Raw genomic sequence first — 13,047 nt, 5'->3', positions numbered from 1 at the left:
CTCGGCTGGGCGGCTGCCCAGGATCCTGTCCGGCACACCGGTCCGACGGCCTCCCTCAGACACTCTCCCCGGCGGGGTCGTCGGGCGCTGCCCGGTCGAAGGTGAGGTTCAAGGCGGCCACGCAGCGGTCGTACTTCTCGCGCAGGTCCTCTTCGCTGTCGCCCCCGGTGAAGATGTGGGCCAGTTCGAAGCTGTAGCTGTCCTGCTCGGGCATCTGAGACAGCCGCTGCCCCTCCTCGGGCACCATGTCGACCCGCACGCCAGGGATCTCCCGCTCGATACGCCGCAGGTCCTCGTCCGAGGGCACGTCGTGCACCACACCGTCGGCGAACCACCGGTAGTACCACTTGGCGGCGGTCTTGTAGCGCCCCGCGCCGTCCGGCAGTTCAGGGTTCCTGCCGAGCGCGAGGCTGAGCATGCAGTGGTGGTTGGGCACACCGTCGACGTACTCGAACAGTTCGGCGTGCGACTGCGAGTGCCGGGGATTGATCTCCAGCAGGTTGATCGCGTCGGTCCGCGGGTCGTAGAAGTACTCGATGCTGAACGTCGCCGCGTCCATCCCTATCTGCCGTATCACGCGCTCGGAGACATCGTGCAGACGCCGCACGACGGGCTCGGGGAGCGTGGAGGGGTACTGGTGGCGCAGAAAGGACGAGCTGTCGGGGTAGTTGATGGAGTCCAGTGCGCCGTAGACGGTGACCTCGCCGCCGTGGACATAGCCCTCGACCGCGACCTGGATGCCGGAGAGCGCTTCCTCGGCGAGACACACCTGGCCTCCGACGCCCTGCATCTCCGGCGGCAGGTCCAGCCGGTCGAGGATGTACTGGAACGGCCGGCCGACGCGGGCGACGCCCTCGCGGATCTTGTCCACCGCCGCGCGGAACTCCTCTTCGTTCTTCACACCGAAGGCGAGCTCCGACGAGTACGACAGCGCCGGCTTGAGCCACATCGGGTAACGGACACCCTCGGGCGGGCGCGGATCCCGAGCCTCCAGATCGACCGTGCCGAAGCGCGGGTGCTCGTCCACGACCTTCTGCTGCTCCAGCCGACTCCAGTACTTGTGCTCGCACTTGACGACCGACTCCAGAGAGGTGCTGCGCGTGCCGTACCGCTCGCTCAGGATCGGCACGAGCGTGCTCACGGGGAAGTCCCAGTACCCGACGATGGCGTCGACGCTGCCATCGAAGGCGTCAAGTATGCCCACTGCCTTCTCCAGCAGCGCGGGCACGGACACCTCGCCCACCTGCAGCTCCTGCGTGGTCAGGAGCGGATGGAAGCGGTACTCCCGGGCGTCGGGCACGCTGTGCAAGGTGTCCAGGTTGGCGTCGTCGAGGCCGATCACGAAAATGTTCTTCTCGGGCACTGATTCTCCTCGGGTCGGGCAAAGGTGGCTGCACGTCGGGGATGCCGCCCGGCTACCCCCCGCCCCGCGCGACATGCCCCACGTACCCGACCCGACCCGACCCGGCCAGGGACCCGGTCAACGGCAACGGCAGCGCGGCGAGTTCGTTCGACTCGATACGCGCCTGCCCTGCCCCCGCCCCGTGGTCGCTGTCAGTGAGGCAGGCCGGTCAGGGCCAGGAACTCACTGCGGGATCGCGCGTCGCTGCGCAGCAGACCGAGGAGAGTGGAGGTCATCGTCGTCGCCCCGGTGGCCTGGACGCCGCGCAGCGTCATGCAGGTGTGTTCGGCCTGGATGACGACGCCGACGCCTTTCGGCTCCAGGTGGGTCTGGAGCCAGTCGGCGACCTGCTTGGTGAGCCGCTCCTGCACCTGAGGACGGCAGGCGAAGTGCTCCAGGATCCGCGCGAGTTTGGACAGGCCCAGGATCCGCTGCCCGGGCAGGTAGCCGATGTGGGCCGTCCCGACGAACGGCAGAAGATGATGCTCGCAGACGCTCCGGAGCGGGATGCTCCGGGCGAGGACCAATTCGTCGTAGCCCTCGTCGTTGGGGAACGTGGTCAGGTCGAACGGGCGAGGGCTGAACAGTTCGGCGTAGGCGCGCGCCATGCGGCCCGGGGTGCCGCGCAGACTCTCGGAACCGGTGTCGATGCCCAGCGCCTGAAGGAACTGCCCCGCTGCGAGTTCGGCGGCCGTCAGGTCCACCCCTTCCACGTCGTGGACCACGCGTAGCGCGGCGGGCGCAGAAACCGGGTCAGGGGAGGGAGACGGGTCGGGGGCTATGTGCAAGGCGGAGTGAAGGTCCTGGGTCACGTCACTCACCCGACCCGAGAGCACTGCCCGCCCACGTACCGACCGGCCGGGTGAACTCGGGCGGAGCGGCCGGGTGCCGGTCCGAGTCCGCGGGACCGGCGCTGACCGGCTGTTTCGCCTGCTTGTGCAGTTCTGTGGGCATGGCGGGCTCCTCTCCAGAGTTTCACCAATCAGTATTGGACTTATTGAGGAAGTCGGTCAAGCGTGCAGGGAAAATCCAAGTCTCAGCGGTTCCGCCAGCGCTGATTGGAGTTATCGTGAAGGTATGACCTCAGGACTGACTCCGGCTTCGCCCCATCCCCGCGCCGCAGCGGGCGTGGAGGCGGTCTCGGTGCTCGCGGACGAGGTGCGCCGCACCCTGTACAACTTCACCCGGCGCGCACACCGGCCCGTGACGCGGGAGGAGGCAGCCGCGGATGCCGGCATCTCCGTCAAGCTGGCCGCCTTCCACCTGGACAAACTCGTCACTGCCGGGCTGCTGCACTCCCGTTACGACAGTCCGGGAGGCGTCCGCAGGGTCGGCCGCAAACCCAAGGTGTACGAGCCGGCCGGGACCGACATCCGCATCAGCATCCCCGAGCGCCGCCCCGACGTCCTGGCGGAGATCCTCCTCGACGCGGTCCTCGAACAGGAACAGGGCGAAGGCGCGCAGTCCGCCGCGCTGCGCACGGCCCGTCGGCGGGGTGAAGAGCTCGGAGCCGCGACACGCTCCAACAGCCGTCCCGGACGCCTCGGCCCTGAGCGGTCCATCACCCTGACGGCGTCCGTGCTGGAGGAGTTCGGCTTCGAACCCGCCCGTCAGGCCCCCGGCGAGCTGCGGCTGCTCAACTGCCCGTTCCATCCCCTCGTTGCCCGCTCGCCCCAGTTGGTCTGCGGCATCAACCACGCCTTCCTCGGCGGTTTCCTCGAGGGACTGCAGGCCGGCGGGACAGACGCGGTCCTCGCCCCCCGTCCGGGACGGTGCTGCGTGGAGTTGCGGGCCGCGGCCGACGGCCCGGGAGCGCCCGGTTCCGCCGACGGCGCCTGCGCGAAGGAGACGGGCGCTCAGCAGCCCGCCCCCGATGAGGGCACCACGCCGTAGCGACATCCCACGACGAAAGGGAGAACACCATGAGTGGCAACCCCGACCGGCAGGCCGCGCGCACCGCTGACTGATGCCGCCGGCCGACCGGCCTCCGGCGAACGGTCCGTTCACAGCCTCCGCCGATCGACCTGCCGGAGACACACCGGGGAAACAGATCAACCGACGACAGGGCCCGGCTGTCGACGACGATGGCCTGGCCACCTGCGACACAGCAGGGACGGAACGCCGTCCGCCTGATGGCCGGCCGACGCAGCAGAGGAGAGAACATGGCCGCGAGCACAGCATTCGTGATCGTCGGAGCCGGCCTGGCCGGTGCCAAGGCGGCACAGACCCTCCGGGAAGAGGGGTTCGACGGCCCCGTCGTGCTGCTCGGAGAGGAAAGCGAGCACCCCTACGAACGCCCGCCGCTGTCGAAGGGCTATCTGCTGGGCAAGGACGAGCGTGACACCGTCTACGTCCACCCTCCCCGCTGGTACGCCGAGCACGACGTCGACCTGCGCCTGGGCGTGGCCGTCACCGCGATCGAACCGGACGGACGCGAGGTGTCGCTCGCCGACGGCAGCCGCGTCGGCTACGAGAAGCTGCTCCTGACCACCGGCTCCTCGCCGCGCCGCCTGACCGTGCCCGGAGCCGATCTCGGCGGCGTCCACTACCTGCGCCGGCTCGCCGACAGCGACCGCATGAAGGAAGCCTTCGCGTCCGCGTCCCGCGTCGTGGTGATCGGCGCCGGCTGGATCGGACTGGAGACCACGGCAGCCGCCCGCGCGGCCGGTGCGGAGGTCACCGTGCTGGAGACGGCGGAGCTGCCCCTGTTGCGCGTGCTGGGCCGCGAGGTGGCCCAGGTCTTCGCCGAACTGCACACCGACCACGGGGTCGACCTTCGCTTCGGTGCGCAGGTCGCCGAGATCACGGGGAACGGCGGCCGGGTGAACGGTGTAGTGCTGGCCGACGGCAGCCGTATCGACGCCGACGCGGTCATCGTCGGGGTCGGCATCACCCCCGACGTCCGGCTTGCCGACGCTGCCGGCCTGGAGGTCGACAACGGCGTCCTCGTCGACGCCCACCTGCGTACCTCGCACCCGGACATTCACGCCGCCGGCGACGTCGCCAACGCCTTTCACCCGTTGCTCGGGAAGCACATCCGTGTCGAGCACTGGGCAAACGCCGTCAACCAGCCACAAGCCGCGGCCAAGGCGATGCTCGGCCAGGACGTGTCCTACGACCGCGTTCCGTACTTCTTCACCGACCAGTACGACCTGGGCATGGAGTACACCGGCTACGTCGAACCGGGCGGCTACGACAAGGTCGTCTTCCGTGGGCGGAAGGACACCCGCGAGTTCATCGCCTTCTGGCTCGCCGAGGGCCGGGTGCTGGCCGGCATGAACGTCAACGTCTGGGACGTCACCGACCCGATCCGCGCCCTCGTGACCTCCCGGCGACCGGTCGACGCGGCGAGGCTCGCCGACCCCGACATCCCGCTGGGCGACCTCCTCGACCACCCTGCCACGGCCGGGTGAGTTTCCCGGGGAAGGCGGTTCGAAGGTGACAGCCAGGCATCCCGTATCCGGCCGTACACCTGAGGTCGTCCCGGACGCGACGCAGCCGGTACGGGCGGACGGGTACGCGCAGTTGCGGGACTATGCCGTGATCGGGGACGGGCGATGCGCCGCGCTCGTCGCCCGCGACGGCTCCGTGGACTGGCTGGCCTGGCCGGACCTGGACTCGCCGAGCCTGTTCGCCGCCGTGCTCGACCCGGTCCGCGGCGGCCGGTTCCTTCTCCGGCCCGACGTGCCGTACACCGCGAGCCGCCGCTACCTCCCCGGCACCAACGTGCTGGAGACGACGTTCACCACCGCGCACGGCACCGTCCGGCTGACCGATGCGCGTCCCTCCCCGACGGCACTTCCCTGGCACCCGGACGGGAACTGGTCCGGCGGATCGAGGGCCTCGCCGGCAGTGTCCCCATGCGCTGGAAGGTCGAGCCGCGCTTCGGCTACGGCGCCCGGGCGCCACACCTGACCCACCGTGCCGGCGTCCCCGTGGCCACATCCGGCCCCGATGCCGTCGCCGTCTGCGCCTGGAACGCGGGAAAGCCGCAGCTCACCGGCGATGCCGTCGCATCCGGCTTCCGTACCGAGGCCGGTACCCGCGCCGTCATCGCCCTGGCCTACGCGCATCAGGAACCCCTGGTCCTGCCCCCGCGCGGAGTGCGAGGCCCGCCTCGACCGCACCACCGCCACCTGGCGCCGCTGGAGCGAGGACCGCACCTACGCCGGACCCTGGCGCGAGGCGGTCCTGCGCAGTGCCCTTGCCCTCAGGCTGCTGGTGTTCGCCCCCTCGGGCGCGGTCGCCGCGACCGTGACCACCTCGCTGCCCGAGGAGCTGGGCGGGGAGCGGAATTGGGACTACCGCTTCAGCTGGATCCGGGATTCCGCCTTCACGCTGGACGCCTTCCTCCGGCTGGGCTGTGTGCCGGAGGCCACCAGCTACTTCTGGTGGCTCATGCACGCCTCCCAACTCACCCACCCCCGTCTCCATGTGCTGTACCGCCTCAACGGCGGCACCCGCGCACCTGAGCACATCGTGCCCCTGTCGGGCTACCGGAGCTCGGTGCCCGTGCGGGCAGGCAACGCCGCCGCCGGCCAACTCCAGCTCGACACCTACGGGGAACTGCTGCAGACCGCCTGGCTGTACACCACGGCAGGCAACCGGCTCGACGCCGACATCGCTCGCCGGCTGGCCGAGACCGCCGACTTCGTCTGCAGCACATCGCAGCTGCCGGACGCGGGCATCTGGGAGGTGCGCAGCACACCCGAGCACTTCACCCAGTCCAAGATGATGTGCTGGATCGCCCTCGACCGCGCTCTTCGCCTCGCGGCACGCCATCTGATCCCCGACCGGCACGCGTCCCGCTGGCGGCGCGAACGACAGGCCGTCGCCGACTTCGTCGACAACCGCTGCTTCGACCCGCGCCGGAACAACTATGTGCGTTCCACGGACGACCCTCGCACGTATGCGACTGTCGCCGCCGTCCAGAATTCCCTGCGGGACGGCCCCTACGTCAGCCCGCATCGACCTGCCGTTCCTGCTCGGCACCGCCTTCAGCAGCAACCGGACCCGCGCCAAGGCCCTCGGGTACGGCGCGCACTTCGTCAACGGCCAGATCTTCGCCCTGATCTACTACGCGGTCTTCGTCGCCATCGGCCACGCCAGTTGGTGGCTGGGATGTCTCCTCGGCCTCGTCCACGGTCTGTTCGCCGCGACCGCCCTGGTCAACATCCTTCTGCCCCTCGTCCACCCGCGCATGGGGACACCCGAAACCAGCGCTCCCCGCGTCGCGCTGCTGGAGCCACCCGGCTTCCTCATGCTCAACTACGGCCGCGGCACGCCCACCGTCACCCTCGCCGCGCACCTCGGCTACGGCGCCATCGTGGGAGGCTTCCTCACCTGACCACGCCGAGCGCCCGAGCCGGCACGGGGCAGGGCCCGTGGCCCCCGGGCAGGGTCCGGTCAGGTCGCGGTCAGTCCGAGCTCCTCGGCGAGCCGGCCCCGGTGCCACGACGGTGACCCGAACAGCTGGGCCGAACCGTGGGCGCGCTTGAAGTAGCGGTGGGCGTCGTGCTCCCAGGTGATGCCGATGCCGCCGTGCAACTGGATCGTCTCGCCCGCCACCGCAGAAAACGCCTCGGAGCAGGCGGATTTGGCGACGGCCGCGCAACGCGTCAGCTCCGACGAGCCGGCGTCGGCGGCGAAAGCCGCCCGGAGGGCGGCCGACCGTGCCGCTTCCACCAGCACGTACGCGTCCGCCAGCCGGTGCTTGAGCGCCTGGAAGGAGCCGATCGGCCGGCCGAACTGGACGCGTTCCCGGGCGTAGGCCACCGTGAGCTCCAGGCAGCGTTCGGCCGCGCCGGTCTGCTCCGCGGCGAGCGCCGTGCAGGCCAGGTCCAGTACGCGCCCCAGTATCCGGCCGCCGTCGCCCTCCGCGCCGATGAGCCTGCCCTCGGCCCCGTCGAGCACGATGCGTGCCTGCGCCCGGGTCCGGTCCATGGTGACCGCCGCTTCACGGCGCAGACCCGCGTCGTCGACGGGCACCTGGAACAGGGAGACCCCGACCGCCGTCCGCGCCGCCACGAGCAGCACATCGGCCTCGGTGCCGTGCAGCACGAACTCCTTGGCCCCGGTGAGCCGCCAGGCGCCGCCCGCGCCACGGGCGGCTTCGGCCCGGACGGCCGCCGGGTTCCAGGAACCGCGCTCCGCCCAGGCGAGGGCCCCCACCGTCCGGCCCTCGGCGAGTCCCGGCAGCAGCCGCGCGCATGCCTCCGCGTCCCCGGAGGCGAGCAGCGCCTGCACCGTGAGCACCACGGAGCCGAGGTAGGGGACGGGGCTGAGGTTCCGGCCCAACTCCTCCATGACGACGTGGACCTCACGTGCACCGCAGCCCGCTCCGCCGTACTCCTCGGGGACGGAGAGCCCGGCGACGCCGATCTGCCCGGTCAACGGCAGCCAGGCCGCCGCGCCCTCGTGCCGCGCGAGCGACGCCCGCACGGCGTCCCGCAGTTCGTTCTGTTCTTCCGTCGGCCTCACCCTGCGGGCTCCCTTCTGTGCCGCTCGGTCCGGGCCGGGTTCAAGGGGCCAGCACGCGGGCGCGGCAGGCGGCCGGTGTGCCCCAGGCGGACCGCAGCGGGCGGGCCTTGCGGATCCACAGGGAGAGGTCGAGCTCCTCCGTGTAGCCGAGGGCGCCGTGGATCTGCAGGGCGGTACGGGCAGCGGAGTAGGCCGCCTCGCACGCCGTGACCTTCGCCGCCGCGACCTCGCGGCCGGACGCCGGATCGTGCGCGGCCAGGGCCACGGCCGCGGCATGGATCAGCGGCTGGGCGAACTCCAGAGCGATCAACGTGTCGGCCAGCCGGTGCTTGACCGCCTGGAACGAGCCGATCGCCACCCCGAACTGGGTGCGCGTCCGGGCGTGTTCGACGGTTCGTGCGAGCAGGGTGCGGCCCAGACCGAGGGCCTGGGCAGCCGTCACCAGAGCGGCGACGTCGGCGGCGTGCGCGGCCGCGGCGGCCACTTCAGGGCCCCGCGCCAGGACGGTTCCGCCGAGCGGGCGGGCCGGCTTGCGCGCCGGGTCGGCGGACGGCTGGACGGGCCCGGCCGCTGCTGCCAGGCGTACCGCGTCGCCTTCTACGACGAAGACGGCGTCGGCGGCGTGGGCGTCCAGGGCGTACGGGCTGCTCTCGGAGAGCAGACACAGCGAGGCGGCCGTCTTGCCGGAAGCGATGGCAGGCAGCCACGCGGCGGCTGCCGCGTCGTCTCCCAGGCGGTCGAGGAATGCCGCCACGGCCACCGTCTCCACCAGCGGGCCCGGCACCGCGTGGCGGCCCAGTTCCGTGAAGGCGACGGCGAGTTCGACGGGCAGTGGACCGAGGCCGTCGTGCTGCTCCGGCACGGCGAGGGCGAAGACGCCGGCCTCCGCGAGCCGGGACCAGAGCGCGCGGCCGGGTGCGGTGTCCCCGACGGCCCAGGCCCGTACGACGGCTGGGGTGCCGGCCGCCGTGAGCATGCCGTCCAGGGAGCGGGCGAACGCCTGCTGCTCGCCGTCGAGCAGGAACCGCATCACCGGCGTCCCTTCGGCAGGCCGAGCAGCCGCTCGGCGATGATGTCGCGCTGGATCTCGTTGGTGCCGGCGTAGACGGGGCCGGCGAGGGAGAAGGTGTACCCCTCGGCCCAGCTCCCGTGCGCGGGCGCTTCCCCTGCCGTGTCCGACAGTTCGCCGTACGGGCCCAGCAGGTCCAGCGCGGTCTCGTGGAGGGCGATGTCCAGCTCCGACCAGAAGACCTTGTTGAGGCTCGACTCGGCGCCGATCGCCCCTCCGGCCGCGAGCCGCGAGGCAGCCGCGTAGGTGTACAGCCGGTACGCGCGGGCGCCGACGACCGCGTCCGCGACCCGGTCGCGCAGGGCGGTGTCGCCCGGGTCCGCGCCCGAGCGCCACAGCGCCACCAGGCGGTCGGCCGCCGCGGTGAACCGTCCGGGGCTGCGCAGTGTCAGCCCGCGTTCGTTGCCCGCGGTGCTCATGGCGACCCGCCACCCCTGGCCCGGCTCGCCGATCACGTCCCGGTCCGGGACGAAGACGTTGTCGAGGAAGAGTTCGGCGAACGCGGGCTTGCCGTCGAGCCGGCCGATGGGGCGCACGGTCACCCCTTCCGCGTCCAGCGGGAACATGAGGTACGTCAGGCCGTGGTGCGGCCGGGTCGCCGCCTTCGTGCCGCCGTGGTCGCCGCGGAAGAGGCCGAACGCGCGGTCGGCGAAGGCAGCCCGCGACGACCAGGTCTTCTGGCCGCTCAAGAGCCAGCCGCCGTCGGCCCGTACGGCCGTGGAGCGCAGGCTTGCGAGGTCCGAGCCGGAGTCCGGCTCGGACCAGGCCTGGGCCCAGATCACCTCGCCGCTCGCCATCGGCGGCAGGATCCGTGCCAGTTGCTCGGCCGTGCCGTGCTCGAAGAGGGTGGGGGCGAGGAGATTGATGCCGTTCTGGCTGACCCGGCCGGGTGCGCCGGCGGCGTAGTACTCCTCCTCGAAGATCAGCCACTCGAGGATCGAGGCGCCCCGGCCGCCGTACTCTTCGGGCCAGGAGACCACCGACCAGCGGTCCGCGGACAGTGTCCGCTCCCATTCCCGGTGGGCCGAGAAACCCGCGGCGGTCTCCAGGGAGGGCAGCGGTGCGGCCGGGACACGGGCGGCGAGCCATGCGCGAGCCTCGGCGCGGAACGCCTCCTCCTCCGCGGTGAGATCGAGGTCCATCAGGAGGAGGCCTCCTTCATCGCGCGGACGTCCATGCCGGCGAGCGGGTCGTTCGCGGTCTCGGCGTTGTGCGCGTGTGCCAGGTGGTGCAGCCCGAAGACCGAGTCCAGTCCGGCGTGCAACCCCTGAAGATCCTCGGCCTGGTTGACGGCCCGCTTGGCCAGCGCCAGCCCCAGGCGCGGCATGTCGGCGATCCGCGTCGCCAACTCCATGGTGCGGTCGGCCAGTTCGGCGCGGGGCACGACCCGGTTGACCATCCCGACCTCGTACGCTCGCTGCGCGCTCATCCGGTCGCCGGTGTAGAGGAACTCCTTGGCGACGCGCGGCGGCATCACCCATGGGTGGGCGAAGTACTCCACGCCGGGTATGCCCATTCGCACCACCGGGTCGGCGAAGAAGGCGTCCTCCGAGGCGATGATCAGGTCACAGACCCAGGCCAGCATCAGGCCGCCCGCGACGCACGCGCCCTGCACGGAGGCGATCAACGGCTTGGGCAGTTCGCGCCAGCGGCGGCACATGCCCAGGTAGACCTCGGACTCGCGGGCGTAGCGGCTCTCCGCTCCCTGCTTGTCCGAGTGGTCCCACCAAAGACCCGCCTTACGGTCGAACGGCAGGTGCGCGTCCCGCTCCGGGGTGCCGATGTCATGGCCGGCCGAGAAGTGCTTCCCCGCTCCCGCGAGGACCACGACCTTCACCTCGTTGTCGTCGGCCGCGCGGTAGAGGGCGCGGTCCAGGGCGTAGGTCATCGCGGAGTTCTGGGCGTTCCGGTAATCGGGCCGGTCCATGGTGACCACGACGACGGCGCCGTGGCGTTCGTACCGGACGGGCTCAGCGGGTTCGGTGCGGGCAGCGGACATCCGCCCCCTCCTTCCCTAACAAGTGTTTGGTAGGTTAACGTACGAGCCATCGGCCGTCGAGAAGTCGGGCCGCCCCTTCGCCGCGAGCCGTCCGGAGCCGCCCATGAGCAGCGTCGAGGAGTTCCGCACCGCTTTCCGCGACTGGCTGCGAGCCGACCTCACGGGGGAGTTCGCGCGCCTGCGGGGGCGCGGCGGCCCAGGCCGGGAGCACGAGGCATTCGACGAACGCCGCGCCTGGGAGCGGCACATGGCCGCCGCGGGCTGGACCTGCGTCGGCTGGCCGAAGGAGTACGGCGGCCGGGGCGCCACCCTCGAGCAGCAGGTCGCCTTCCACGAGGAGTACGCCCTCGCGGACGCCCCCGCCCGCGTGGGCCACATCGGGGAGCAACTGCTCGGCCCGACCCTGATCGCCTTCGGTACGCCCGGGCAGCGCGAGCGTTTCCTTCCCCGGATCGTCGCGGTCGAGGAGTTGTGGTGCCAGGGGTACAGCGAGCCGGAGGCCGGGTCGGACCTGGGAGGCGTGCGGACGCGGGCCGAGCTCGACGGCGAGGAGTGGACGGTCACCGGCCAGAAGACCTGGACCTCACTCGCGCACCGGTCCGACTGGTGCTTCGTCGTCGCCCGCACCGAACCCGGCTCCACCCGCCACCAGGGCCTGTCCTACCTGCTGGTGCCGCTGGACCAGCCGGGAGTGGAGGTGCGGCCGATCACGCAACTGACCGGCACCTGCGAGTTCAACGAGGTCTTCTTCGACAGTGCCCGCACACCCGCGGCGAACATCGTCGGAACCCCTGGCGAGGGCTGGAAGGTCGCCGTGGCCACGCTCGGCTTCGAACGCGGTGTGTCCACCCTCGGCCAGCAGGTCGGCTTCCGCCGGGAACTGGAGGCCGTCATCGACCTGGCCAGGCGCAACGGCGCGGCGGAGGACCCGCTGATCCGCGACCGGATCGCCCGGGCCTGGATCGGCCTGGAGATCATCCGGGGCAACGCACTCCGGATGCTCGACGGCGTATCGGCCGGCGCACCGGGCCCCGAGGCGTCCGTCGGCAAGATCTTCTGGGCGACCTGGCACCGGGAACTGGGCGAGCTCGCCATGGACGTCCACGGAGCCGAGGGAATGCTGGCGGCCGGCGAGCCGTACGACCTCGACGACTTCCAGCGGCTGTTCCTCTTCTCCCGCGCCGACACCATCTACGCCGGATCGAACGAGATCCAGCGCAACATCATCGCCGAGCGGGTGCTCGGCCTGCCCAAGGAGGCTCGCCCATGACCTCGGCCCCGCCGCCGTACGTGCCGGGCCACCATCTGCTCGCCGGGCGTACCGCCGTCGTCACCGCCGCAGCGGGCGCCGGCATCGGCGGCGCGACCGTCAGGCGGCTCCTGGAGGAGGGGGCGAGCGTCGTCGTCTCCGACGCGCACGCCCGCAGGCTGAAGGAGTCCGCGGCGGAGCTGACCGCCCGATTCGGTGCGGACCGCGTGACGTCACTGCCCTGCGACGTGACCGACGAGGCCCAGGTCACGGCACTCTTCGACCTCGCGGAGGAGCGGCACGGTCGCCTCGACATCGTGGTCAACAACGCCGGGCTCGGTGGCACGGCCGATCTCGTCGACATGCCCGACGAGCAGTGGGAGGGGATCCTCGACGTCACCTTGAACGGCACCTTCCGTTGCACCCGCGCCGCTCTGCGCCGCATGAAGGCCGCGGGCAGCGGAGGCGTCATCGTCAACAACGCCTCGGTGATCGGCTGGCGGGCGCAGAAGGGCCAGTCGCACTACGCCGCTGCCAAGGCCGGCGTCATGGCGCTCACCCGCTGCGCCGCGCTGGAGGCCGCCGAGTACGGCGTACGCGTCAACGCCGTCTCGCCCAGCCTCGCCATGCATCCGCACCTGGTGAGGGTCACAACCCCCGGACTGCTGGAGGCACTGACCTCCCGCGAGGCGTTCGGCCGCCACGCCGAGCCGTGGGAAGTGGCCAACGTCATCGTGTTCCTGGCAAGCGGCTACTCCTCGTACATGACCGGGGAGATCCTGGCCGTCAGCAGCCAGCACCCATGAGGCGAGAATGGCCGTGTGCCGAAAAGCAGCAGTAGGAAGACC

At 71.4% G+C, this 13,047-nt stretch carries 13 protein-coding genes and 1 pseudogene; 7 read left to right on the top strand and 7 right to left on the bottom strand.

Annotated features, from left to right (window positions below; genetic code table 11):
• Positions 1-55: 55 nt before the first annotated feature.
• The 3 genes from ACTMTU_RS18480 to ACTMTU_RS18470 form a co-directional block, all read right to left on the bottom strand.
• Complete coding sequence (locus ACTMTU_RS18480) at positions 56-1,363, bottom strand: ATP-grasp domain-containing protein (RefSeq protein WP_441264573.1); 1,308 nt, start codon at positions 1,361-1,363, stop codon at positions 56-58.
• A gap of 191 nt (positions 1,364-1,554) precedes the next feature.
• A complete protein-coding gene (folE, locus tag ACTMTU_RS18475) occupies positions 1,555-2,190 on the bottom strand; it encodes a GTP cyclohydrolase I FolE (protein ID WP_441264714.1) in 636 nt (211 codons plus the stop codon).
• Positions 2,191-2,215: 25 nt separating this feature from the next.
• Complete coding sequence (locus ACTMTU_RS18470; RefSeq protein ID WP_441264572.1) at positions 2,216-2,356, bottom strand: hypothetical protein; 141 nt, start codon at positions 2,354-2,356, stop codon at positions 2,216-2,218.
• Positions 2,357-2,479: 123 nt separating this feature from the next.
• On the opposite strand from ACTMTU_RS18470, the gene ACTMTU_RS18465 reads away from it, so the two are divergent.
• The 5 genes and pseudogenes from ACTMTU_RS18465 to ACTMTU_RS18445 all read left to right on the top strand — a co-directional run bounded on the left by ACTMTU_RS18465 (position 2,480) and on the right by ACTMTU_RS18445 (position 6,749).
• Positions 2,480-3,295 (top strand): helix-turn-helix transcriptional regulator, encoded by an 816-nt coding sequence (locus tag ACTMTU_RS18465; RefSeq protein ID WP_441264571.1) that lies wholly within the window; start codon positions 2,480-2,482, stop codon positions 3,293-3,295.
• Positions 3,296-3,564: 269 nt separating this feature from the next.
• Entirely contained in the window at positions 3,565-4,815 is a 1,251-nt protein-coding gene (locus tag ACTMTU_RS18460) for an NAD(P)/FAD-dependent oxidoreductase (RefSeq protein ID WP_441264570.1), read from the top strand.
• Positions 4,816-4,840: 25 nt separating this feature from the next.
• Positions 4,841-5,317 carry a trehalase-like domain-containing protein gene (locus ACTMTU_RS18455; RefSeq protein ID WP_441264569.1) on the top strand — a complete coding sequence of 159 codons (477 nt, stop codon included), beginning with the start codon at positions 4,841-4,843 and terminating at the stop codon, positions 5,315-5,317.
• Between the two features lie 39 nt (positions 5,318-5,356).
• Positions 5,357-6,253, top strand: a pseudogene (locus ACTMTU_RS18450) (glycoside hydrolase family 15 protein); the annotation flags it as partial.
• A gap of 58 nt (positions 6,254-6,311) precedes the next feature.
• The gene (locus ACTMTU_RS18445; RefSeq protein WP_441264568.1) at positions 6,312-6,749 is read left to right on the top strand and encodes a hypothetical protein; all 438 of its coding nucleotides are present in this window, start codon (positions 6,312-6,314) and stop codon (positions 6,747-6,749) included.
• A 59-nt stretch (positions 6,750-6,808) separates the two neighbouring features.
• Here ACTMTU_RS18445 and ACTMTU_RS18440 read toward each other — a convergent pair whose 3' ends face one another.
• From ACTMTU_RS18440 to ACTMTU_RS18425, 4 genes are read right to left on the bottom strand one after another with little or no spacing between them, the layout of a single operon-like run.
• A complete protein-coding gene (locus ACTMTU_RS18440; protein WP_441264567.1) occupies positions 6,809-7,882 on the bottom strand; it encodes an acyl-CoA dehydrogenase family protein in 1,074 nt (357 codons plus the stop codon).
• Positions 7,883-7,922: 40 nt separating this feature from the next.
• On the bottom strand, positions 7,923-8,912 hold the full coding sequence (locus tag ACTMTU_RS18435) for an acyl-CoA dehydrogenase family protein (protein WP_441264566.1): 990 nt from the start codon (positions 8,910-8,912) through the stop codon (positions 7,923-7,925).
• On the bottom strand, positions 8,912-10,093 hold the full coding sequence (locus tag ACTMTU_RS18430) for an acyl-CoA dehydrogenase family protein (protein ID WP_441264565.1): 1,182 nt from the start codon (positions 10,091-10,093) through the stop codon (positions 8,912-8,914). The genes ACTMTU_RS18435 and ACTMTU_RS18430 overlap by 1 nt, the downstream gene beginning before the upstream one ends.
• Positions 10,093-10,950, bottom strand: a complete 858-nt coding sequence (locus tag ACTMTU_RS18425) for an enoyl-CoA hydratase (protein ID WP_441264564.1) — start codon at positions 10,948-10,950, stop codon at positions 10,093-10,095. The genes ACTMTU_RS18430 and ACTMTU_RS18425 overlap by 1 nt, the downstream gene beginning before the upstream one ends.
• Positions 10,951-11,053: 103 nt before the next feature.
• On the opposite strand from ACTMTU_RS18425, the gene ACTMTU_RS18420 reads away from it, so the two are divergent.
• Positions 11,054-12,220, top strand: coding sequence for an acyl-CoA dehydrogenase family protein (locus tag ACTMTU_RS18420; RefSeq protein WP_441264563.1), 1,167 nt, complete (start codon positions 11,054-11,056; stop codon positions 12,218-12,220).
• The gene (locus ACTMTU_RS18415) at positions 12,217-13,005 is read left to right on the top strand and encodes an SDR family oxidoreductase (RefSeq protein ID WP_441264562.1); all 789 of its coding nucleotides are present in this window, start codon (positions 12,217-12,219) and stop codon (positions 13,003-13,005) included. The genes ACTMTU_RS18420 and ACTMTU_RS18415 overlap by 4 nt, the downstream gene beginning before the upstream one ends.
• Positions 13,006-13,047: the final 42 nt, after the last annotated feature.

The sequence above is a fragment of the Streptomyces sp. OZ13 genome (assembly GCF_052068155.1).
In the GTDB taxonomy this organism is placed as follows: Bacteria; Actinomycetota; Actinomycetes; order Streptomycetales; family Streptomycetaceae; genus Streptomyces.
Note: the sequence above shows the minus strand (reverse complement) of the source record. Positions and strands in the feature narration are given on the sequence as shown.

What these genes read in the sequence shown, in the direction of transcription:
- ACTMTU_RS18425 (WP_441264564.1), bottom strand. Translation starts at nt 10,950, where the DNA reads ATGTCCGCTGCCCGCACCGAACCCGCTGAGCCCGTCCGGTACGAACGC.
- ACTMTU_RS18420 (WP_441264563.1), top strand. Translation starts at nt 11,054, where the DNA reads ATGAGCAGCGTCGAGGAGTTCCGCACCGCTTTCCGCGACTGGCTGCGA.
- ACTMTU_RS18470 (WP_441264572.1), bottom strand. Translation starts at nt 2,356, where the DNA reads ATGCCCACAGAACTGCACAAGCAGGCGAAACAGCCGGTCAGCGCCGGT.
- ACTMTU_RS18415 (WP_441264562.1), top strand. Translation starts at nt 12,217, where the DNA reads ATGACCTCGGCCCCGCCGCCGTACGTGCCGGGCCACCATCTGCTCGCC.
- ACTMTU_RS18465 (WP_441264571.1), top strand. Translation starts at nt 2,480, where the DNA reads ATGACCTCAGGACTGACTCCGGCTTCGCCCCATCCCCGCGCCGCAGCG.
- ACTMTU_RS18460 (WP_441264570.1), top strand. Translation starts at nt 3,565, where the DNA reads ATGGCCGCGAGCACAGCATTCGTGATCGTCGGAGCCGGCCTGGCCGGT.
- ACTMTU_RS18430 (WP_441264565.1), bottom strand. Translation starts at nt 10,093, where the DNA reads ATGGACCTCGATCTCACCGCGGAGGAGGAGGCGTTCCGCGCCGAGGCT.
- ACTMTU_RS18435 (WP_441264566.1), bottom strand. Translation starts at nt 8,912, where the DNA reads ATGCGGTTCCTGCTCGACGGCGAGCAGCAGGCGTTCGCCCGCTCCCTG.
- ACTMTU_RS18445 (WP_441264568.1), top strand. Translation starts at nt 6,312, where the DNA reads ATGCGACTGTCGCCGCCGTCCAGAATTCCCTGCGGGACGGCCCCTACG.